Here is a 20,109-nt window from a genome sequence, read left to right on the forward strand (position 1 = left end):
CTGTAAACTCTCAGGCCACCTGGACGCTGTTCAGGTGGCCTTTCAGCATCTGCCGCAACTCGAATTGGACGGCACGACGCCGATCCGCATCTTCTTCGGAGCTGAGAGAAACCGCGACCTTCATCAATTGCAGCACGACGGCCGCCATGGCCTCACGGCGCGCTTTTGGGAACGGTTGAGAAGTGGAGGCGAGCAATCCGGCAATCTGCTCTCGCATCGCAGCCCCTGTCTTGCGCTTCTGTTCTTTATCGATATCGCGTCGCTCCGCGAGGGCGCTGAAAGCAGGCCGCTCGGCTAGGAAAGCCAGCAGCCCATCAAACAGCCTATCCGCCATCCCGGCGGCACTCTGGCCTGAAGCTTCCTGCCGCACCCCCTCCAGCATGGACGAGAGGTCGGCCAGATAGGCCTCGTGCAGAGCCTTCGCCAAAAGCTCTTTGGTGGGGAAGAACTGATAGAGCGAGCCGATGGACGCGCCTGCACGCGCAGCGATTTCCGTCATCGTAGCCGCCTCATAACCCTTTTCGGAAAACACCTCAGCCCCTGCCTTCAGGAGCGCAGCCACGCGCTCTCGCCCGCGCTTTCGCTGGGGAATACGCGGAGCGGCATCGACAGTCTCGCTTGAGTTTTGTGAGGACATGCTCATATAACTCATTTTTATGAGGACACCCTCATATAATGAAATTCCTGCCAGGAAAACCCTGGTCGTTCCTCTTACCTCAGGACCAAGCCATGCTGAACGATCTCGATACACGCCGAGCCGCCCTTGTGATGATCGATCTGCAGAACTGGACCCTTGGCATGCCGATCGCACCACACCCAGCCTCAACGGTTGTCGGCAATGCCTCCCATCTGGCCCAGAATCTGAAGGAGGCTGGCGGCACAATCATCCTGACCCGCGCGGCCTTCTCGTCGGGCTATGCCGATGCCCTGCACCAGCCGGTGGATGTCGCTCTTCCCTTGCCTGAAGGCGGTTTCCCGCCTGAGGCCCAAGCATTCTCCTGCGACTTCAATGCCGAACCTGATGTGATCATCACCAAGCGCCAATGGAGCGCCTTTCACGGCACGGAACTCGATCTTCAGCTTCGGCGCAGGGGCATTTCCACGATCATCCTTGGTGGGGTGATGACCAATTTCGGCGTCGAATCCACGGCTCGGGATGCCTGGCAGCAAAGCTACTCGGTCATCGTTGCGGAAGATGCCTCCTCCAGCATCGATGCGGACATGCACCGCTTCTCCATCGAGAAGATCCTGCCGCGCGTCGCCCGCGTCCGCTCGACGGCGGATATTCTGGCGGGCCTTGCAAGTCCGGGGGCGGCATAAGCCTTGCCCCTGGCTGCCGCAGGGAGTAGGACCGCAGCACGTTTTTCCAATCCAACGGCTGCCGTTTAAAACCATGTCCAAGGCCGACAAAATCAAGGCCCGCGCCCCGCGCGGCTTTGCCGACCGCACCCCCGCCGACCTTTCCGCCACCGAGCGTATGCTCGCGGCGATCCGCGAGTCTTATGAGCTCTACGGCTTCGAGGGCGTCGAGACGCCCTTCGTCGAGTACACCGACGCGCTCGGCAAGTTCCTGCCCGACCAGGACCGCCCGAACGAGGGCGTGTTCTCATTCCAGGACGACGACGAGCAGTGGCTGTCGCTGCGCTACGACCTGACCGCGCCGCTCGCCCGCTACGTGGCCGAGAACTTCGACGCGCTGCCCAAGCCCTATCGCAGCTATCGCGCGGGCTGGGTCTTCCGCAACGAGAAGCCGGGCCCGGGCCGCTTCCGTCAGTTCATGCAGTTCGACGCCGACACGGTCGGCGCGGCCTCCGTCGCGGCGGATGCGGAAATCTGCATGATGGCCGCCGATACGATGGAAAAGCTCGGCCTCAAGCGCAGCGACTTCCTGATCAAGGTCAACAACCGCAAGGTTCTCGACGGCGTTTTGGAGGCCATCGGCCTCGGCGGCGACGAGAAGGCCGGCCAGCGCCTGATCGTGCTGCGCGCCATCGACAAGCTCGACCGTCTCGGCCCCGACGGCGTGCGCCAGCTCCTCGGCCATGGCCGCAAGGACGAGAGCGGCGACTTCACCAAGGGCGCGGAACTCATCCCCGAGGCCATCGAGCGCGTGCTCGCCTTCACGGCCGCCAAGGGCGCGAGCAATGCGGCAACGGTCGAGAACCTGCGCGAGGTCGTGGGCTCGTCGGCCCGAGGCGCCGAAGGCGTGGAGGAGCTTGCGGAGATCGCTTCCCTCATCGCTTCCTCGGGTTACGAGGACCGCATCGTCATCGACCCCTCCGTGGTGCGTGGCCTCGAATACTATACCGGCCCGGTCTATGAGGCGGAGCTGACCTTCCAGGTGCAGGACGAGGACGGACGCCCCGTGCGTTTCGGCTCGGTGGGCGGCGGCGGGCGCTATGACGGCCTGGTGGGCCGCTTCCGCGCCGAGCCGGTTCCGGCCACGGGCTTCTCCATCGGCGTCTCGCGCCTGCTCTCGGCCCTCCAGCTGATCAAGAGCCCCATCGTCTCCGGCGCCGAGAAGCCCGGCCCCGTGGTGGTGCTCGTCATGGACAAGGACCAGATCGCTGCCTATCAGCGCATGGTCTCCACCCTGCGCGGAGCCGGCATCCGCGCCGAGCTCTACCTCGGCTCCTCGGGCATGAAGGCGCAGATGAAATACGCCGACCGCCGCCAGAGCCCCTGCGTGGTCATCCAGGGCTCCAACGAGCGCGAGCGCGGCGAGGTCGAGATCAAGGACCTGATCGAAGGCGCCAAGGCCGCCGCCGCCATCGCCTCCAACGAGGAATGGAAGGCCGCCCGCCCGGCGCAGTTCTCCGTGGCGGAAGACAAGCTGGTCGAAGCCGTGCGCGAGGTTCTGGCCCGGCACTTCGGATAACCTTGGCCTTTCGGGAACTCCCATGGTCTCCCGAGGGTTGTTCTGGAAGCTTGACCATCAGGAGATGAACATGGCGAAGGACAAGAAGAGCGGCGGCAAGGCCAAGAAGGGCACCGGCACGAAGCTTGCGAAATCCATGAAGAAATCCGGCTTCATGGAGCTGATCAATTCCGATCTCGGGCGCGAGATCCTGGCCGACGCCCTCATCGCCGCCGCCGCCGCGGCTGCCGCCGCCCTCACCAAGACACGGCCCGCCAGGAAGGCCGGCGCTGCCGCCGTCGAGGCCGGGTCCCAGACCGCGGACCTGACCCGGACCGCCGCGGGCGCCGTCGCCAGCGTCGTATCGGAAGCCGCCCGCCAGTTCCTGCCCCCCAAGCTCGTGGGCGAGGAGAGCGGTTCCGACCGGGGCGCCAAGGCGGAGCCCAAAAAGGTCAAATACGTCCATCGCACCAGCGACCACAGCAAGCGCAAGACCACGAAGGCCAAAGGCGAGAAAACCGATACGGCCGGAAAGCCCTGAGCATCGGCGCATCGTTCGGGTGATCGCCTCCCAATCCGTTTCACTCGTTCACCCTTCGCGCTGAAAACGGTCGCCTTCCCCGTCCGTCATTGATAAAGCATCGGACCCAAAAGTGGACTTGCACTTTTGGGATCGATCCGATGCTTCTTTATTGGAGAAGCGCATCGTTTTGAGCGGAAAACCGGGTCCACTTTTCCGCACGATGCGCTAGAGAGCATGCCAACACAAGGATTGGGCAAGGCCAGTGACGGAGACGGATGCCATTGTTGCGCTGATCGCGCTTTTCGAGCGCGAGGGCTATGCGCGTGTCGAACCGCCGGTTCTCCAGCCGGCGGACGTGTTCATCGACCTGTCGGGCGAGGATATCCGGCGTCGCATGTTCGTGACGCAGGACGCCTCGGGCGCGGAACTGTGCCTCAGGCCCGAATACACCATTCCCGTCTGCCTCCAGCATCTGTCCCATCGCGGAGCCCGGCCATCGGGCTATTCCTATGGCGGCCCGGTCTTCCGGATGCGCCCGGGGGAGAGCGGCGAGTTTCTGCAGGCGGGCCTCGAATCCATCGGGCGAGCGGACGTCTCGGCGGTCGATGCCGAGATTCTGGCCCTTGCTCTCGACGGCCTCGCCCGGATCGGCGGCTCCGCCCCCGTCGTGAAGCTCGGCGACATGGGCCTTCTCAACGCCCTGATCGATGCTCTGGGGATCGCGCCCGCCGCCAAGCGCCGGGTGATCCGCGCCATCGTGTCGGGTCAAGGGCTGGCGAGCCTCGCCGAGCCCGAGGGGACCGGACAGCAGGAGCATGCGGGCCTTCTCGCCGCCATCGAAGGCCAGGCTCCCCAGGCCGCCAAGGCCTTCGTGGAGGACATTCTCTCGATCGCGGGCATCGCCCGCGTCGGCGGGCGCAGCGCGGGCGAGATCGCCGAGCGCTTCCTGGCACGGGCCGCGAACCGCACGGGCCTCGCCGACGAGGCGCGGCAGGTGCTGGAGCGCTATCTCGCCATCGCCGGAGACCCGGATCAGGCGGCTCATGACGTCCGGACGCTGGCGAAGGACGCCGGCCTCGACATCGCAGGCGCGCTGACCGCTTTCGAGGAGCGCACCGGCTTCATGGCCGCGCGGGGGCTCGACGTGGGCAGCTTCTCGTTCGCCGCCACCTTCGCCCGCAATCTCGACTACTACACGGGCTTCATCTTCGAGGTGCAGGACCCGCGCCGCAGCGACGGCAAGCCCGTGGTGGGCGGCGGCCGCTACGACCGCCTGCTCGAACACCTGGGCGCCGAGACCCCGATCCCGGCGGTCGGCTGCTCCTTCTGGCTCGACCGCATCGTGGGGAGGCCCTGATGACCGTTTCTCCCCTCATTCTGGCGGTTCCCTCCAAAGGACGCCTGCAGGAGAACGCAGCCGCGTTCTTCGCCCGCGCCGGGCTCGTCTTCACCCAGTCCCGCGGGGCGCGCGATTATCGCGGCACGCTCGCGGGCGTGCCGGACGTGGAGGTCGCCTTCCTCTCCGCCTCCGAGATCGTGAGCCAGCTCGCCAGCGGCGCGGCGCATCTGGGCATCACCGGCGAGGACCTGATCCGCGAGCAGGTCGCGGATGCGGACGCGGCGGTGGAGCTCCTGACCCCGCTGGGCTTCGGACACGCCAATGTGGTGGTCGCCGTGCCGCAGGCGTGGATCGACGTGCGCACAATGGCCGATCTCGACGAGGTGGCGGCCGACATCCGCGCCCGCCACGGCACCAAGATGCGGGTGGCGACGAAATACGTGAACCTCACGCGCCGCTTCTTCGCCGAAAAGGGCGTCAGCGATTACCGCATCGTCGAGAGTCTGGGCGCCACCGAGGGCGCGCCGGGGGCGGGCTCGGCGGAGCTGATCGTGGACATCACCACCACCGGCGCGACGCTGGCCGCCAATGCGCTCAAGATCCTTGACGACGGCGTGATGCTGCGCTCGGAAGCCAATCTCGTAGCCTCGGCCCGCGCCCCCTGGAGCGCCCGGGCCAAGGCCGCCGCGACCGCCGTGCTGACCCGCATCGCCGCCGAGGAGGAAGCGCGCACCACCCGCGAGGTGCGGGCGGCCCTCGACCCGGCGCGGGCCTCGGCGCTGGTGGCGCTGGCCAAGGACCATGGCGCGACGCTGCCTTACGGCAACGCCCTGGGCCGCGAGGTCGTGCTCCATTGCCGGGCCTCGAACGTCTTCGACATCGTGGCGGCCCTGCAGGGCATCGGCGCTCAGGACATCTCGGTCCGCGCCTTCGATTACCTGTTCCGCCCCACCAACGCTCTCACCGAGCGGCTCCTGCGGCGGATCGGCTGACCGGCTTGCGGCGGTTCCGTTCAGCGGGCCGTCAGTTAAGGTGTGCTTTCTCACGCCGGATAGGACAAGATGACCTTGGGAGCGCCTTGGGCGTTGCCTCGACGCTCAAGGCCCCTTATGGTCCGGGCGTTTTTTCCGATGAAGAGGTTCCGATGAACGCACTTCGACTTGCGACATGTCTGGCGGCCCTCGCCGCCGTCTCGGGAGCTCATGCCCAATCGGCGGCGTCCCTCGGCCGTCCGGCCGGCCCGACCCGTCAGGTGGACCCGAAGGTCCCGCAGCCCGGCGAGCAGGGCAAGGTCTTCCCGCTCAACTCCTCCTGGGTGGCCGTGAGCCTGAACGGCAAGCCCTTCTCCGGCGAACGCCCGAGCTTCAAGCTCGACGACCAGCTGCGGGCTACGGGTTTTTCCGGCTGCAACACCTATGCCACCGCCGCCTATCCCCTGCGCGACCAGATGCTTGCCGTCGGCCCCTTCGCCCTGACCAAGAAGAGTTGCGACAAGTCCGTCATGGCCGCCGAGCAGGCCTTTCTCGTGGCGCTCCGCTCCTCGGGCAAGTGGGACATCCAGGGCCGCAACCTGATCATCCGCACCCAGAACGGCGGCGAGCTGCGCTTCGAGCGCTCGCTCTGATCCCCGCATTCATCCCGACAAAAAGGCCGGCTTTTGCCGGCCTTTTCTTTGAGAGCTCCACACAGTTTACTCGGCAGGCTCCGCCTGACGCAGGTCGACGGGAGTCGAGAGGCCGCTCTCGGTCTTTTTCATGTCGATGCGCCGGTCGTGGAAGGCTGCAAGCGTCGAGCGGTGGCCGATGGAAACGACCGTCGTGCTCGGCAGCTTCTCCCGGATGACGCGGTAAATCTCCTGTTCCGTGGGCTCGTCGAGGGCCGCCGTGGCCTCGTCCAGGAACAGCCAGTCGGGCCTGGCGAGAAGCGCGCGGGCGACCGCCAGGCGCTGCTGCTCGCCGAGGGAGAGGGTCTGGCCCCAGTTGCGGTCCTCGTCGAGCCTGTCCGCGATCTGGGGCAGCCTGGCCGCCCGCAGGGCTTCCGCGATCTGTGCGTCGTTGTAGGAATCGGACCGGGCCGGATAGGTCACCGCCTCGCGCAGGGTCCCGATGGGGATGTAGGGGCGCTGCGGCAGGAGCATCATGGTCTGCCCCTCCGGCACCAGGACCTGCCCCTCGCCGAAGGGCCAGATGCCCGCGATGGCGCGGAACAGGGTGGACTTGCCCGAGCCCGAGGGCCCGGTCATCAGCGTGCGCTCGCCGGGACGGAACGAGAGATCCTTCGCATGGAGCAGGTCGCTGCCGTCGGGCAGGCGCACGTCGAGGTCCTTGAGGCGCAGTTCGCCGCTGGCCGCGGGCGTGACCGCCAGCTTGCTCTCGCCGCCGACGCGCTGCGCCGACGCAATGGCGCTCTCGAAGGTCGTGAGACGGTCGAGCACCGCCTTGTAGTCGGCAAGCGTGGTGTAGATCTGGATGAAATAGGTGAGCGCCGACGTCACGCGGGAGAAGGCGCCGTTGACCTGCTGCATCTGGCCAAGCGTGATCTTGCCCGCGAAATAATAGGGCGCGGTCAGGATGTAGGGCACGACCACGTTCGCCTGGAAATACGCCGCCGTGAAGGTGTTGAGCTTCATGAGGCGAAGGGCGATCTGCATATAGTTGTCGACGATCTGCGTGAAGCGGCGGGCAAGGCCCTCCTTTTCGGCAGGTTCGCCTGCCAGAAGCGCGATCTGCTCCGGATATTCACGCAGGCGCGCGAGCGAGAAGCGATAGTTCGCCTCCACACGCTCCTGCTGAAAGTTCAGGCCGATCAGAGGACGCCCGATGAGGTGCGTGATCCAGGTTCCCAGGATGGCGTAGATCGCACAGATCCAGACCAGAAGGCCCGGGACTTCGACATCGGTCCCGGGCAATGTGAAGCCCGCCGAGATCGTCCAGAGGATCGCGATGAACGACACAAGGGTCGCCGCCTGATTCATCAATCCGATCGACAGGGAATAGGTGCTGTCGATGAACTTCCGGAGATCTTCGGAGATGCGCTGATCCGGGTTGTCGGCGCCCTGGTTGGTGAGCTGCATTCTGTAATGCGCTCCATCCCCGAGCCATTGGCCGACATAATAGGTGTTGAGAAATGCGCGCCACCGGATGGTGAGAACGTACTGAAGCAGCACGTCGATCAGGGCAACGGCGACGAAGACGGCCGCCAGCGGCGTGAAGATGAAGAAGAGCTGATACCAGAAGGCCCCCGCATCCTTATCCTGGATCGCATTGAACATGTCCCGGGAGAAGAAGCTGAGGCGCACGTTGAGCGCGACCTGCGACAGATTGAGCGCAATCAGAACGCCGATGATCCACGTCCCGATGGTGCCCTCGCGCGCCCGCACGAGACCGATGAACGGAAGACGGATGACGCTGTCGGTCTGGGATTCGAGATAGCGGTCCGTGATGCGGCAGATCGTGCGGACCACGCGCACATAGGACAGGCCGTAAATGAGGATGCCGAACACCGTCGCGCCCAGGGCGGCGGAGGGCGGCGGAACATAGCCCGTGTAGTCGCCGGTGATGAGCCCCGCCGTGACTCCCAGGATCAGCGCGACGAACAGGAGATGCGTCACCGAGAGCATCACGAGGAAGATGCGCAGGAACTTGGGGATGTGCCTCCCGATATATACGGTCCCGGCGAGGGCCAGGGTCGAGAGCGGAAGATAGAACGGAACCCCGACCGTCCCGGACAGGGAAGCGGCCAGAACGCCCAAACCTACGAGTGCCAGCACAAGGCTCGCTTTGATCATGCACGTCTCCTGCCGAAATCCGGTCCGGCCCATCGATCCTTGAGGCCAGCCGGATCAATCGCGCTTGTGGCGAAAGAAAGGAGGACCTCCTCCCTCTGCCAGCGATAGCAGTCTTGTGACGATCGGGACAGGCCGTTAAAAGCCGAGCATCGTTCTTCAAAACAGATTGTCCTATTTAAAGAACGAAATCGTTGACATAGAGAACGATATGGCTCATGTGTCGAAGCCATGTCACGCGTCAGCCCTCAAAAGGCGAAGTCATGAACGCCCCTCTCGGATATCTCGGCAGCGAGCCTGCCCAGCGCCTGATCCCGGCGGCACCCATCGTGCGCCTGGAAAAGGTCTCGAAGACTTTTCCCGGCCGTGACGGCCAGCCCGTCACCGCTCTGCGCGAAATCAACCTCTCCGTGCCGCAGGGCTCGATCCTCGGCGTGATTGGGCGCTCCGGCGCCGGCAAGTCCACCCTGATCCGCCTGGTGAACGGCCTGGAAAAGCCCTCGTCCGGCAAGGTGATCGTGGACGGGGCCGACATCGCGGCCCTGCCCGAGGCGGCTCTTCGTCACGCCCGCCGCTCCATCGGCATGATCTTCCAGCACTTCAACCTGCTCTCCTCGCGCACGGCGGCGGACAACATCGCCCTGCCCCTCGAGGTGGCGGGCTACGACAAGGCGGAGATCAGGACGCGGGTCGAGGAGCTTCTGGCCCTCGTCGGCCTCTCCGACAAGCGCAACCGCTACCCGTCCGAACTGTCCGGCGGCCAGAAGCAGCGCGTCGGCATCGCCCGCGCGCTCGCCACGAAGCCGAAGGTGCTGCTCTCGGATGAAGCGACTTCCGCCCTCGATCCGGAAACCACGCGCTCCATTCTCGACCTACTCACGAAGATCAACGCGGAGCTTGGCCTGACCATCCTGCTCATCACCCACGAGATGGCGGTGATCCGCAACATCGCCCGCGAGGTCGCGGTGATCGAGGGCGGGCATATCGTCGAGCAGGGCGACGTGTTCGAGATCTTCACCCGCCCGCAGCACGAGGTGACCCGTTCCTTCCTCGCCGACGAATCCGGCCGCGCGTTGCCGCCCTATGTGGCGAACCATCTGCGCGCCGAGGCGTCGCCCGGCAGCCAGGCGGTGATCCGCATCGGCTTCCGTGGCCCGCACGCCACGGACCCGGTGCTCGCGCGGCTCGCCCGCGAGCACGGCATCGAGGCCAACATCCTGTCCGGCGCAGTGGACGAGATTGCCGGCCGTCCCTTCGGCACCCTGGTGGTGGGCGTGCCGGAACGATCCCTCGCCGCCGCCCTCGATTTCCTGAACAAGCCCGGTCTCGACACGGAGGTCCTCGGCCATGTCGCCTGAGATGATCCGCCTCATCGCCCATTCCACCGGCGAAACGCTCTACATGGTTGCGGTTTCGGCCTTGATCGCGACCCTCTTCGGCCTTCCGCTCGGCGTGTTCCTCGCCACCTCCGGCAAGGGCGAATTGTTCGCGGCTCCCTGGGTCAACCGGGTGGTCGGCGTCATCGTCAACGCCACGCGCTCCACGCCCTTCATCATCCTCGTCGTCGCGATCATTCCCTTCACGCGCCTCATCGCAGGCACCTCCATCGGCACCAATGCCGCGATCGTGCCGCTGACGATCGCCGCGACGCCCTTCATCGCGCGGCTCATCGAAGGCGCGATCCGCGAAGTGGACCAGGGCCTGATCGAAGCCGCGCGCGCCTTCGGCGCCAGCCCGTTCCAGATCGTGCGCAAGGTGCTCATTCCTGAGGCCCTGCCCGGCATCGTGCTCGGCCTCACGCTCGCCGTCGTATCGCTCCTCGGCTTCTCGGCCATGGTGGGCGCCGTGGGCGGCGGGGGCCTGGGCGATCTCGGCATCCGCTACGGCTACCAGCGCTTCATGCCCGAAATGATGCTCGCCGTTGTGGTGGTGCTCATCGTCCTCGTCCAGGCGGTGCAGAGCATCGGCGACCGCCTCGCCCGGCGCCTCAACAAGCGCATCCGTCACGCCTGATCCTCACCCACAACATCGTCCAAGGAGTTCCCCGATGTCCCTGAAGAAACTCGGCCTCGCCGCTCTCTTTTCGCTTGCCGCCCTCCCGGCCCTCGCGCAGACGCAGACCATTCGCATCGGCGCCACGCCCGGTCCGCATGCGCAGATCCTCGAAGCCGTGAAGCCTATCGCAGCGCAGAAAGGCCTCGACATCAAGATCGTCGAGTTCTCCGACTATGTGGTGCCGAACGAAGCCCTCTCCTCCGGTGAACTCGAGGCCAATTCCTTCCAGCACCAGCCCTATCTGGACAATCAGAAGGAAGCGCGCGGCTACAAGATCGAGACCGTCGCGCAGACCGTGAATTTCCCGATCGGTATCTATTCGAAGAAGCACAAGGCCTTCGACGCGCTGCCGAGCGGCGCGAACATCGCCATTCCGAACGACCCGACCAATGGCGGCCGCGCGCTTCTGCTGCTGCAGGACAAGGGGCTGATCAAGCTGAAGGACGGCGTGGGCTTCAAGCCGACGATCCTCGACATCACCGCCAATGCCAAGAACCTGAAGTTCACCGAGATCGACGCGGCGCAGGCCCCGCGCGTGCTCGACGACGTGGATGCGGCGGTGATCAACACCAACTACGCCACGCAGGCCGGCCTCGATCCGGTGAAGGATGCGCTGACCCGCGAAAACCCGAAGGGGCCCTATGTCAACATCATCGCCGTGCGCGCTGCCGACAAGGACAAGCCTTGGGTGAAGAGCCTCGTCGAAGCCTATCGTTCGCCCGAGGTGAAGAAGTTCGTGGAAGAGAAGTTCAAGGGCGCCGTGCTCACCAGCTGGTAGGCGCTCTCCCTCCTCTTTCCTTCTTTCAGAAGGCCGGGCTCGCCGCCCGGCCTTTTCGGTTTCCAGTGCTGTCGCACGCATTCTCTCGCACGCGTTTCGACACGGTCAAATACGGCTCCGTGGCGGAGCGGACGCGCCTGCTCAAGAAGTGGGACGCCGAGGTCAAATCGGCCCCCAAGTAGAATATCGTTACATCGCATGCGCAGGCCGGATGCGACGAACCGGCCTGCGCATGCGCGATCCAGCCTTGTTGCGCAAAGGGAATTCAAAACTATAGTGCCTTGCAAGGATTCATTGGCTGTCTGCAAGGGGGGATGTGGACATGGCAAGCCCGACTCAGAATTATCTCGACAACAATCGCGTTTCATCGTTTGCGGCCGGTCTCGCCACCGGCCTGATCTATGGCCAGAAATGGGGATCCGGCTCGAAGGGTGTCGGGGTCTCCATCTCGTGGAGCGTCCCGCAAGGAACGGCATGGTTCGCCAACGGCTACTCCTCCTACAGCGAGCAGTCGCAGTGGTACGCCTTTTCTCCAGCCGAAATCCAGGGCGCCACATGGGCCATGAATGCCTGGGCTTCCATTTCCGGCATAACGGCCTCCCGTAGCGACGACAATCAGACGACGGTGGGCGAGATCCGTTTCGCCAAGTCGTCCTACGGCCCGTCCGGCAGCGCCGCCCATGCCTATTATCCGGGATCCACGCCTCAGGCGGGCGATATCTGGATGAGCGTCGGCAGCTGGAATACGTCAGGCACGGAGGCCAACAGGCCCGGCACCTACGCCTATCTGACTCTCCTGCACGAAGTCGGGCATGCTCTGGGCCTGAAGCATCCCTTCGAAACCTCCAGCTATAATTCAACCCGCTTCGACGACCGGTACGATCATTACGCGATGACGGTGATGAGCTACACGGCGGCATCGTGGTCGGACAGCGCGTGGCCGGATTTCTTTCCGACGACGCCCATGTATCTCGATATGCTGGCGATCCAGCATCTCTATGGCCGTGACACCAAGACCAGGGTCGGCAACACGACCTATACGTTCTCGTCCGGCCAGAAATACTGGGAAACCATCTACGATGCCGGCGGCACGGACACGATCGTCTACAAAGGCTTGGTGGGAAGCGTCATCGATCTTCGCCAGGGCCGTTTCAGCTCCGTGGGCGATGCGATCACGTTCGACGACGGGCGATCGATGCGGAACACCGTCTGCATCGGCCCGAGCGTCGTCATCGAGCATGCCACCGGCGGCTCCGGATCCGACACGCTGATCGGCAACGATGCCCACAATACGCTGAAAGGAAATTCCGGCGCGGACACGCTCAAAGGCGGCGCAGGCAACGACAGGCTTTTTGGCGGAGCCGGAGACGACAGGCTCTACGGCGGACAGGGCCAGGACAAGTTCTGCTTCAATACCCGTCTGTCCGATGAGCCTTCGTCCCGCAACGTCGACAGGGTCATGGATTTCAATCCCGTCAGCGACGTGATCTATCTCGAGGATGCCGTCTTCAAGGGCATCAAAAAGGGCACATTGACCAAAGCCGCTTTCGCCATCGGCAAGGCGGCGAAGGATTCGAAGGATCGGATCATCTACGACAAGAAGACCGGCGATCTCTTCTACGACAAGGACGGAGCCGGCGCTTCCGCGCAGATCAAGTTCGCGCTTCTCGCCAAGAACCTCAAGCTCACCGAAAAGGATTTCTACATCGTCTGAGCTTGCCTGCAAGCTTCCCCGGCGGATTCGCCGCGTCTCGAGCCTGATCGGGCCTCCGGGGTGGACAAGGGAAAGCTCCTGCGTCAAGGCAATGGGGTGCCGAGCCTGGAACGGAGGTTCGCGGTGCCGGTTTCCGCATCTTCGTTTGACGGACGGGTTCACCTGTGCCTATCGAGGCTTGACCATAGTGCCGCCATTGCAACGGAGCAGCCGATGTCGACCATACCCACGATCCGCCTGAACGATGGAAACGCGATGCCGCAATTCGGCTTCGGGGTCTGGCGGGTCTCCAACGAGGAAGCCGCGAGCGCCGTGGCCGAGGCGATCAAGGCTGGCTACCGCTCGATCGACACCGCGGCGATCTACGGCAACGAGGAAGGCGTGGGACAGGCGATCCGCTCCGCCGGGGTCGCACGGGACGAGCTCTTCATCACCACGAAGGTCTGGAACGACCGCCACGGCTACGACGAGACCCTGCGCGCCTTCGACGAGAGCCTCGCCCGCCTGAAGCTCGACACCGTGGACCTCTACCTCATCCACTGGCCGGTCGCGGGCAGCGAGGCCTATCGCGACACCTGGCGCGCGCTGATCAGGCTGAAGCAGGACGGGCGTGCGAAGTCCATCGGCGTTTCCAACTTCATGGTGCCCCATCTGCAGCGGCTGATCGACGAAACCGGCGTCACGCCGTCCGTCAACCAGATCGAGCTGCATCCGCGCTTTCAGCAGAAGGAACTGCGCGCGTTCCACAAGGCGAACGGCGTTGCGACGGAAGCCTGGAGCCCCCTCGGACAGGGCACGATCCTCGCGGATGAAACGCTCGTTGCCATCGGCCGCAAGCACGGCAAGACCCCGGCCCAGGTCATCCTGCGCTGGCACCTGGACAACGGCCTCATCGTCATTCCCAAATCCGTGACCCCCTCGCGCATGCGCGAGAACCTCGACGTCTTCGACTTCACTCTCGATGCGGACGACATGCGCGCCATCGAAGGGCTCGACAGCGCTTCCGGACGCGTGGGACCGGATCCGGCCGTCTTCGCCTGAGCGAAGGAGCCTGTGCGCTACAGGCGGCTCTTCGCGGAGCCGCCCGCCGTCTCGAACTGGCGGTAGATCGTTTCCGCGATGGGCAGGAGCTGCGCGCGATCCGCCTTCGCGGAGACCACATACGACAATCCGTTGTCGATCCAGGAGAAGGCTGAGACGCCGTTGCGCGCCGCGAAGCGGAAGGAGGTCTGCGCCTCGCTGCCGCCGGAGCGCGCATAGAGCGTGAGCCTCTCCCCGCCTGCATTCTCATACATGAACAGCGCCGCTGCCTCGCCGTTGTCCGGCAGAAGCCTGCCGCCGATGAGGCGGTAACCCTGCGCGGACAGGTCCGGAGCCGCTAGCGGCTTGCCGACGCGCCGCGACAGCCATTGCACGAGATGAGCCTCCTGCTCGCCCGGCACCTCGACCGGATGCAGCCTCTCGCCGACATAGATGCGATAGGCCGCGATGGCATTGTCCGCGACGCTTGCCGCCTGTTCGGCCATCGGCGCTTTCTGCATCCACCAAATTCCTCCCGCCGCTCCCGCGACGGCGCCGATGGCGAGCCCCGCCACGGCGGCCGCCATGGCCTGCAGGCGCATCCGCGGGAAACGGCGCTGCGCGGCCACGAGATTGGCGACGCGCAGGCGCGAGGGAATCGGCTCCTGCGCCTTGAACGCCAGACGCGCGCGCAGGGCGTCGCGCTGTGCGACCTCGCGCTCGACCCGCGCGGCCATGTGCGGATGGGCAGCCAGATAGGCCTTGACGATATCGAGCCGCGCGGGCGCAAGCCTGCCGTCGACAAAGGCCTGGAGATCGTCTTCCCCGATCGGTCGCTCGCCCGTCACTTCACTCTCCTCAAGGCGGCGGTGCGCCCGTTCTCCATGAATTCCCTCAACCGCGCCCGCGCCCGGCTCAGGCGCGACATCACCGTGCCGAGCGGAATGTCGAGCACCTGCGCGGCCTGCTCGTAGGACAGATCCTCGACGCCCACCAACAGCAGAAGCGAACGCTGCTCCTCCGGCAGGGCATCGAGACCTAAGAGGACATCGCGCAAGCCCGCATGGCCGTCCGGCCCCGGGCCGGGAGCCTCGATGTCGTTCAGCGCCTCGTCTCCCAGATGGGCCCCGCGGGCCTTGCGCTGCCTGACCCCGTTGAGGAAGAGGTTGCGCTGGATGGCAAAGAGCCAGGCTCTCAGATCCCCATCGCGCCGCCGCTGCGCCCAGCGGGCGATGGCGCGCTCCAGGGTGTCCTGAACGAGATCGTCCGCCGCCTCGTCGTCGCGCAGCAGAGCCCAGGCATAGCGCCTCAAGGCCGGAATCTGCGGTTCGATGAGGGAGGCGATCTCGTCCAAGGTCAGCTCTCAGGTCCAGGCGGCATTCAAGGATGAAGCGCCGGCCGCGGCAAGGCTTACGGCGTCGCGATGTGCCAGACGTTGTTGACGCCGTCGCCCGTAACGTCGCCGGGCTTCGCATCCTTCGCCCAGAGATAGAGCGGCTTGCCCTTGTAGGCCCATTGCTTGGAACCGTCTTCGCGGGTGATCACGCTCCAATCGCCGGAGGCGGACGCATTCGCGGCGGCCATCAGGGGCGGCCAGTTCTGGGCACACGGGCCGTTGCAGTTGGACTTGCCCGCCGCATCGCGGTCGAAGGTGTAGAGCGTCATGCCCTTGGCGTCGACGAGGGTCTTGCCCTTGCTCGTATCCGCCACCTTCGCGGGAGCGGTCTGGGCGATGGCGAGGGAAGCGGCGAAGAGGGCTCCGGCCAGAACGGCGGGACGCAGGAACTGTTTCATGGGGTATCCTCCTGAGGTCCTGATGACCACGACTCCAGAGACACCCGAGCGGCCCTCTTATTCCCGAAGGCCTCAAAAGAAATGCCGAAAGCCCTATCGCCCTTGCGGATGGAACCGGGCCGGATCGTCGAGAGGCTCACGCAGCTCGATCCGATGGCGGCCGTTGTCGCGGATCTGCGCCGTCCGATAGGTGCCGTCCAGCTCGTCCTGGGGCGGCTGGAGGATATCGACCCCGGCCTTGCCGAGGCGGGCCACCTCCCGGTCCACGTCGGAGACGAGCAGAGTGACCACCGGCACCTTCGTCGCCGCAATTCCGGCTGTCGTATCGGAGTCCGGCTGGAGAATGTGGTCGGCCTCGTTGATCTCCAGCAGGAAGCCGCTGCGCTCGAGAACCGCCCTGCGTCCCGGACCGGCATTCCGGCTGCCGAGGAGACGGAAACCCAGCTTCCCCTCGTACCAGGCAACGGTCTCGTCGAAATCGGGGGTCCTGATCGAGGCCGTGCCCGACCGTGGCTCGGAAGCGGCGTGAACCGGCGCAGACAAGGCAACCAGGCCGGCCAGCAAAAGGGGGATCGCCGGAAGAACGCGCCGCAGGCATTGCCGCCACTTCGAAAAATTCGATTGCCCTGCTTTCACGTCACACCCCTCGTCTCGCCGCCCAACACTTAGCGCATCGTGCGGACCCAGCGGGCCGCGCGAGCGAAAAGTGGACCCGGTTTTCGCTGACGCGACCCTTCGGGTCCGCCCGAACGATGCGCTCATCCAGAAAGGAAGCATCGGATTCAATCCCAAAAGTGCAAGTCCACTTTTATCGTCCGATGCTTTAGCCATATACACATGAACGCACAGCTCGGCAGATCGTTTTGCGAAAGCCTTCGCGGCACGCCATGCAGCCCGCTCATTCCAGGATCAGCTTGAGCAGGAGGGTGGAGAGCTGCCCGGCCTCCTTGTCGGTGAGCTTCGCGCAGATGAAGCGGTTGAGCGCCGCGCCGTAGACGCTCCACATGCGTTCCTGCAGCGCCCTGCCCGCATCGGTGATCTCAACGAGCTGGCGGCGCCGGTCGCCCGGATAAGGGATGCGGCGCACCAGCCCCTCCCCCTCCATGCGGTCGAGGAGCCGGGACAGGTTGTACTGCTCGAACAGGACGGCCTCCTCGATTTCGCGAGGGGTGAGCCGCCCTTCCGGGCCGCGCTTGAGCTCGAGGAGCACGTCGTACCAGTGAAGCGAGGGGAAGCCGGCACTTTTCAGCTCCGCCTCGATCCGGCCGACCACCGTTCGCTCGGCCCGGATCAGGCGGCCCCAGGCTTTGATCACGGAGGGAGAAGGCTCTTGCATCCGGGCAAACCTTTTATGGTTTTCATGCAAATGCATTGAAATTGACAGATCCGCATATCTGCCTCAGTTATCTATGCACTTGCATGGAGATTAGCAATGACACCCTCCTCCCCCTCGAATGCCGATTACGCCGCGCTGCTCCTCCGGGTCTCGCTCGGCGTCATGTACATCGCCCACAGCCTCATCCTGAAGGGCATGACCTTCACGCTCGCCGGAACGGCGCAGTATTTCGAATCCCTCGGCCTGCCAGGCTCCCTTGCCTATGCGACGTTCTTCGCCGAACTCATCGGCGGCGTCCTGCTCGTTCTCGGCGTGCAGAGCCGCTGGGTCGCCCTTGCCCTGCTGCCGGTTCTCTTCGGCGCGGCCTGGGTCCATATCGGCAACGGCTGGGTCTTCTCGGCCAATGGCGGCGGCTGGGAATACCCGCTCTACCTGATCGTCCTGTCCGTTGCCCAAGGCCTTCTCGGCGACGGGGCCTATGCCCTGAAGCCTTCCCGCCCGCTGGCGCTCGCTTCGTCGGCCGCTTCGCTCAAGTCTGCAGCCTAACCCAAGAGGATCCCATGAAGCTGTACTACACCCCCGGCGCCTGCTCGCTCGCGCCCCATATCGTCGCCCGCGAGGCCGGGATTCCGGTGAATCTCGAAAAGGTCGATCTCGCCAAGCGCGTGACGGAGACCGGCGCGAACTTCGCCGCGATCAATCCGAAGGGCTATGTTCCGGCCCTGGCCCTGCAGGACGGCTCGCTGCTGACGGAAGCCGCCGCCATCATCCAGTATCTGGCCGATGCGCAGCCTGCGACCGATCTCGCGCCCGCCAACGGCACGATCGAGCGCTACCGCCTGATCGAGTGGATCACCTTCATCAGCTCCGAGATTCACAAGGGCTTCGGCCCGCTCTGGAATCCGGCCAATCCGGACGCCGTGAAGGCCGCAGCAAAAGATCGCCTCGCCAGCCGTTTCGCCTATCTCGACGAAGTCCTGGCCAAGCAGCCTTTCCTGATGGGGAGCGCGTTCACCATTGCCGACGCGTATCTCTTCACCGTCGTCAACTGGACGAACTTCCACGCCATCGACCTTTCGCCCTTCCCGAACCTGAAAGCCTTCCAGGAGCGTGTCGCCTCCCGCCCGGCCGTCCAGCAGGCGCTCGCGGCCGAGGGGCTGTTGCAGAAGGTCGCCTGACCTTTCGCCGAACGGTTCGATCCAATGAAAAAAGCCCCGGAGAAATCCGGGGCTTCTGATTTGCAAGGTGCGAGGACTTCTTAGAAGTCCATGCCGCCCATGCCGCCGCCCGGCATCGCGGGAGCGGATTCTTTCCTCGGCAGCTCGGCGACCATCGCCTCGGTGGTGACGAGGAGGCCGGCGACCGAAGCCGCATCCTGGAGAGCCGTGCGCACGACCTTCGCCGGATCGACGATACCGGCCTGGAGCATGTCCACGAACTCTTCGGTCTGGGCGTTGAAGCCGAAGGTGTCGCTCTTGTTCTCGGTGATCTTGCCGACAACGATCGAGCCTTCCACGCCGGCGTTCTCGGCGATCTGGCGGATCGGAGCCTCGAGAGCGCGCAGGACGATGTTGATACCGGCCTTCACGTCGGCGTTGTCGCTGGAGAGCTTGGCAACCGCAGCCTTGGCGCGCAGCAGAGCCGTGCCGCCGCCGGGGACGATGCCCTCTTCCACCGCAGCGCGGGTGGCGTTCAGAGCGTCGTCGACGCGGTCCTTCTTCTCCTTCACCTCGACCTCGGTCGCGCCGCCGACGCGGATCACCGCGACGCCGCCTGCGAGCTTGGCCAGACGCTCCTGGAGCTTCTCACGGTCGTAGTCCGAGGTGGTCTCCTCGATCTGCGCCTTGATCTGAGCGACGCGGGCCTCGATGTCCTTCTTCGAACCGGCGCCGTCGATGATCGTGGTGTTCTCCTTCTCGATGCGAACGCGCTTGGCGCGGCCGAGCATCGGGAGCGACACGGTCTCGAGCTTGATGCCGAGGTCTTCGGAGATCGTCTGACCGGCGGTCAGGATCGCGATGTCCTCGAGCATGGCCTTGCGGCGGTCGCCGAAGCCCGGAGCCTTGACGGCGGCGATCTTCAGGCCGCCACGCAGCTTGTTGACCACGAGGGTGGCGAGAGCCTCGCCTTCCACGTCCTCGGCGATGATCAGCAGCGGCTTGCCGGTCTGAACGACGGCCTCGAGGATCGGCAGCATGGGCTGGAGCGAGGAGAGCTTCTTCTCGTGGATGAGGATGTAGGGATCCTCAAGCTCGGCCACCATCTTCTCGGCATTGGTGATGAAGTACGGCGAGAGATAGCCGCGGTCGAACTGCATGCCCTCGACCACGTCGAGCTCGGTCTCGGCGGTCTTGGCTTCCTCGACCGTGATCACGCCCTCGTTGCCGACCTTCTGCATGGCATGGGCGATCATCTCGCCGATGTCCTTGTCGCCGTTGGCGGAAATCGTGCCGACCTGAGCGACCTCGTCGGAGGACTTCACCTTCTTCGCGCGGGCCTGGATGTCCTTGATGGCCTCGGTGGTCGCGAGGTCGATGCCGCGCTTGAGGTCCATCGGGTTCATGCCGGCAGCCACGGCCTTCGCGCCCTCGCGGACGATGGCCTGGGCGAGAACGGTCGCGGTGGTGGTGCCGTCACCGGCGATGTCGTTGGTCTTCGAGGCGACCTCGCGCACCATCTGCGCGCCCATGTTCTCGAACTTGTCGGCGAGCTCGATTTCCTTGGCGACGGACACGCCGTCCTTCGTGATGCGCGGAGCGCCGAAGGACTTCTCGATCACCACGTTGCGGCCCTTGGGACCCAGCGTGACCTTCACCGCATCGGCAAGGATGTCGACGCCGCGCAGCATCTTCTCGCGGGCTTCGGAAGAAAACTTAACGTCTTTGGCAGCCATAGGCTTAGCCTCCAGT

The 20,109-nt window shown here is 65.0% G+C and carries 21 protein-coding genes; 13 read left to right on the top strand and 8 right to left on the bottom strand.

The window, feature by feature from the left end; all coding sequences use genetic code 11:
- Positions 1 to 10 precede the first annotated feature (10 nt).
- Positions 11 to 562: a TetR/AcrR family transcriptional regulator gene (locus tag L879_RS0106185; RefSeq protein ID WP_161634639.1), complete on the bottom strand. Its 552-nt coding sequence runs from the start codon at positions 560 to 562 to the stop codon at positions 11 to 13.
- A gap of 167 nt (positions 563 to 729) precedes the next feature.
- On the opposite strand from L879_RS0106185, the gene L879_RS0106190 reads away from it, so the two are divergent.
- The 6 genes from L879_RS0106190 (at position 730) to L879_RS0106215 (ending at position 6,343) form a co-directional block, all read left to right on the top strand.
- Positions 730 to 1,320, top strand: a complete 591-nt coding sequence (locus tag L879_RS0106190) for a hydrolase (protein ID WP_035458811.1) — start codon at positions 730 to 732, stop codon at positions 1,318 to 1,320.
- A 73-nt stretch (positions 1,321 to 1,393) separates the two neighbouring features.
- The gene (hisS, locus tag L879_RS0106195) at positions 1,394 to 2,878 is read left to right on the top strand and encodes a histidine--tRNA ligase (protein WP_027315340.1); all 1,485 of its coding nucleotides are present in this window, start codon (positions 1,394 to 1,396) and stop codon (positions 2,876 to 2,878) included.
- 70 nt (positions 2,879 to 2,948) lie between these two features.
- Positions 2,949 to 3,398, top strand: a complete 450-nt coding sequence (locus L879_RS20695; RefSeq protein WP_154664105.1) for a hypothetical protein — start codon at positions 2,949 to 2,951, stop codon at positions 3,396 to 3,398.
- A 244-nt stretch (positions 3,399 to 3,642) separates the two neighbouring features.
- Positions 3,643 to 4,737, top strand: coding sequence for an ATP phosphoribosyltransferase regulatory subunit (locus L879_RS0106205; protein WP_027315341.1), 1,095 nt, complete (start codon positions 3,643 to 3,645; stop codon positions 4,735 to 4,737).
- Entirely contained in the window at positions 4,737 to 5,711 is a 975-nt protein-coding gene (gene hisG, locus L879_RS0106210; RefSeq protein WP_027315342.1) for an ATP phosphoribosyltransferase, read from the top strand. Before L879_RS0106205 ends, hisG begins: the two co-directional genes overlap by 1 nt.
- A 152-nt stretch (positions 5,712 to 5,863) precedes the next feature.
- A complete protein-coding gene (locus L879_RS0106215) occupies positions 5,864 to 6,343 on the top strand; it encodes an META domain-containing protein (protein ID WP_027315343.1) in 480 nt (159 codons plus the stop codon).
- Between the two features lie 66 nt (positions 6,344 to 6,409).
- On the opposite strand, the gene L879_RS0106220 is transcribed toward L879_RS0106215, so the two are convergent.
- A complete protein-coding gene (locus tag L879_RS0106220) occupies positions 6,410 to 8,506 on the bottom strand; it encodes an ABC transporter ATP-binding protein/permease (RefSeq protein ID WP_027315344.1) in 2,097 nt (698 codons plus the stop codon).
- Positions 8,507 to 8,766: 260 nt separating this feature from the next.
- Between L879_RS0106220 and L879_RS0106225 the strand changes: the two genes are divergently transcribed.
- The 5 genes from L879_RS0106225 to L879_RS0106250 all read left to right on the top strand — a co-directional run bounded on the left by L879_RS0106225 (position 8,767) and on the right by L879_RS0106250 (position 14,091).
- Entirely contained in the window at positions 8,767 to 9,861 is a 1,095-nt protein-coding gene (locus L879_RS0106225; protein ID WP_027315345.1) for a methionine ABC transporter ATP-binding protein, read from the top strand.
- A complete protein-coding gene (locus L879_RS0106230) occupies positions 9,851 to 10,516 on the top strand; it encodes a methionine ABC transporter permease (protein ID WP_027315346.1) in 666 nt (221 codons plus the stop codon). The genes L879_RS0106225 and L879_RS0106230 overlap by 11 nt, the downstream gene beginning before the upstream one ends.
- A 34-nt stretch (positions 10,517 to 10,550) precedes the next feature.
- On the top strand, positions 10,551 to 11,336 hold the full coding sequence (locus tag L879_RS0106235) for a MetQ/NlpA family ABC transporter substrate-binding protein (RefSeq protein WP_027315347.1): 786 nt from the start codon (positions 10,551 to 10,553) through the stop codon (positions 11,334 to 11,336).
- Positions 11,337 to 11,658: 322 nt separating this feature from the next.
- Positions 11,659 to 13,050, top strand: a complete 1,392-nt coding sequence (locus L879_RS0106245; RefSeq protein ID WP_027315348.1) for a M10 family metallopeptidase — start codon at positions 11,659 to 11,661, stop codon at positions 13,048 to 13,050.
- Between the two features lie 213 nt (positions 13,051 to 13,263).
- On the top strand, positions 13,264 to 14,091 hold the full coding sequence (locus L879_RS0106250; RefSeq protein ID WP_027315349.1) for an aldo/keto reductase: 828 nt from the start codon (positions 13,264 to 13,266) through the stop codon (positions 14,089 to 14,091).
- 17 nt (positions 14,092 to 14,108) lie between these two features.
- On the opposite strand, the gene L879_RS0106255 is transcribed toward L879_RS0106250, so the two are convergent.
- The 5 genes from L879_RS0106255 to L879_RS0106275 all read right to left on the bottom strand — a co-directional run bounded on the left by L879_RS0106255 (position 14,109) and on the right by L879_RS0106275 (position 17,200).
- Positions 14,109 to 14,918 (bottom strand): anti-sigma factor family protein, encoded by an 810-nt coding sequence (locus L879_RS0106255; protein WP_027315350.1) that lies wholly within the window; start codon positions 14,916 to 14,918, stop codon positions 14,109 to 14,111.
- Positions 14,915 to 15,424 (bottom strand): sigma-70 family RNA polymerase sigma factor, encoded by a 510-nt coding sequence (locus L879_RS0106260; protein WP_027315351.1) that lies wholly within the window; start codon positions 15,422 to 15,424, stop codon positions 14,915 to 14,917. The genes L879_RS0106255 and L879_RS0106260 overlap by 4 nt, the downstream gene beginning before the upstream one ends.
- A gap of 56 nt (positions 15,425 to 15,480) precedes the next feature.
- Positions 15,481 to 15,864, bottom strand: a complete 384-nt coding sequence (locus tag L879_RS0106265) for a COG4315 family predicted lipoprotein (RefSeq protein WP_035458815.1) — start codon at positions 15,862 to 15,864, stop codon at positions 15,481 to 15,483.
- Positions 15,865 to 15,957: 93 nt separating this feature from the next.
- Complete coding sequence (locus L879_RS0106270; RefSeq protein WP_027315353.1) at positions 15,958 to 16,500, bottom strand: VOC family protein; 543 nt, start codon at positions 16,498 to 16,500, stop codon at positions 15,958 to 15,960.
- Positions 16,501 to 16,762: 262 nt separating this feature from the next.
- Positions 16,763 to 17,200, bottom strand: coding sequence for a MarR family winged helix-turn-helix transcriptional regulator (locus tag L879_RS0106275; protein WP_027315354.1), 438 nt, complete (start codon positions 17,198 to 17,200; stop codon positions 16,763 to 16,765).
- Between the two features lie 96 nt (positions 17,201 to 17,296).
- On the opposite strand from L879_RS0106275, the gene L879_RS0106280 reads away from it, so the two are divergent.
- The gene (locus L879_RS0106280) at positions 17,297 to 17,746 is read left to right on the top strand and encodes a DoxX family protein (protein ID WP_027315355.1); all 450 of its coding nucleotides are present in this window, start codon (positions 17,297 to 17,299) and stop codon (positions 17,744 to 17,746) included.
- A gap of 14 nt (positions 17,747 to 17,760) precedes the next feature.
- Positions 17,761 to 18,378, top strand: a complete 618-nt coding sequence (gstA, locus tag L879_RS0106285) for a glutathione transferase GstA (RefSeq protein WP_027315356.1) — start codon at positions 17,761 to 17,763, stop codon at positions 18,376 to 18,378.
- Positions 18,379 to 18,458: 80 nt separating this feature from the next.
- Here gstA and groL read toward each other — a convergent pair whose 3' ends face one another.
- Entirely contained in the window at positions 18,459 to 20,093 is a 1,635-nt protein-coding gene (gene groL, locus L879_RS0106290) for a chaperonin GroEL (RefSeq protein ID WP_027315357.1), read from the bottom strand.
- Between the last annotated feature and the right edge of the window lie 16 nt (positions 20,094 to 20,109).

The sequence above is a fragment of the Microvirga flocculans ATCC BAA-817 genome, assembly GCF_000518665.1.
Taxonomy (GTDB): Bacteria; Pseudomonadota; Alphaproteobacteria; order Rhizobiales; family Beijerinckiaceae; genus Microvirga; species Microvirga flocculans.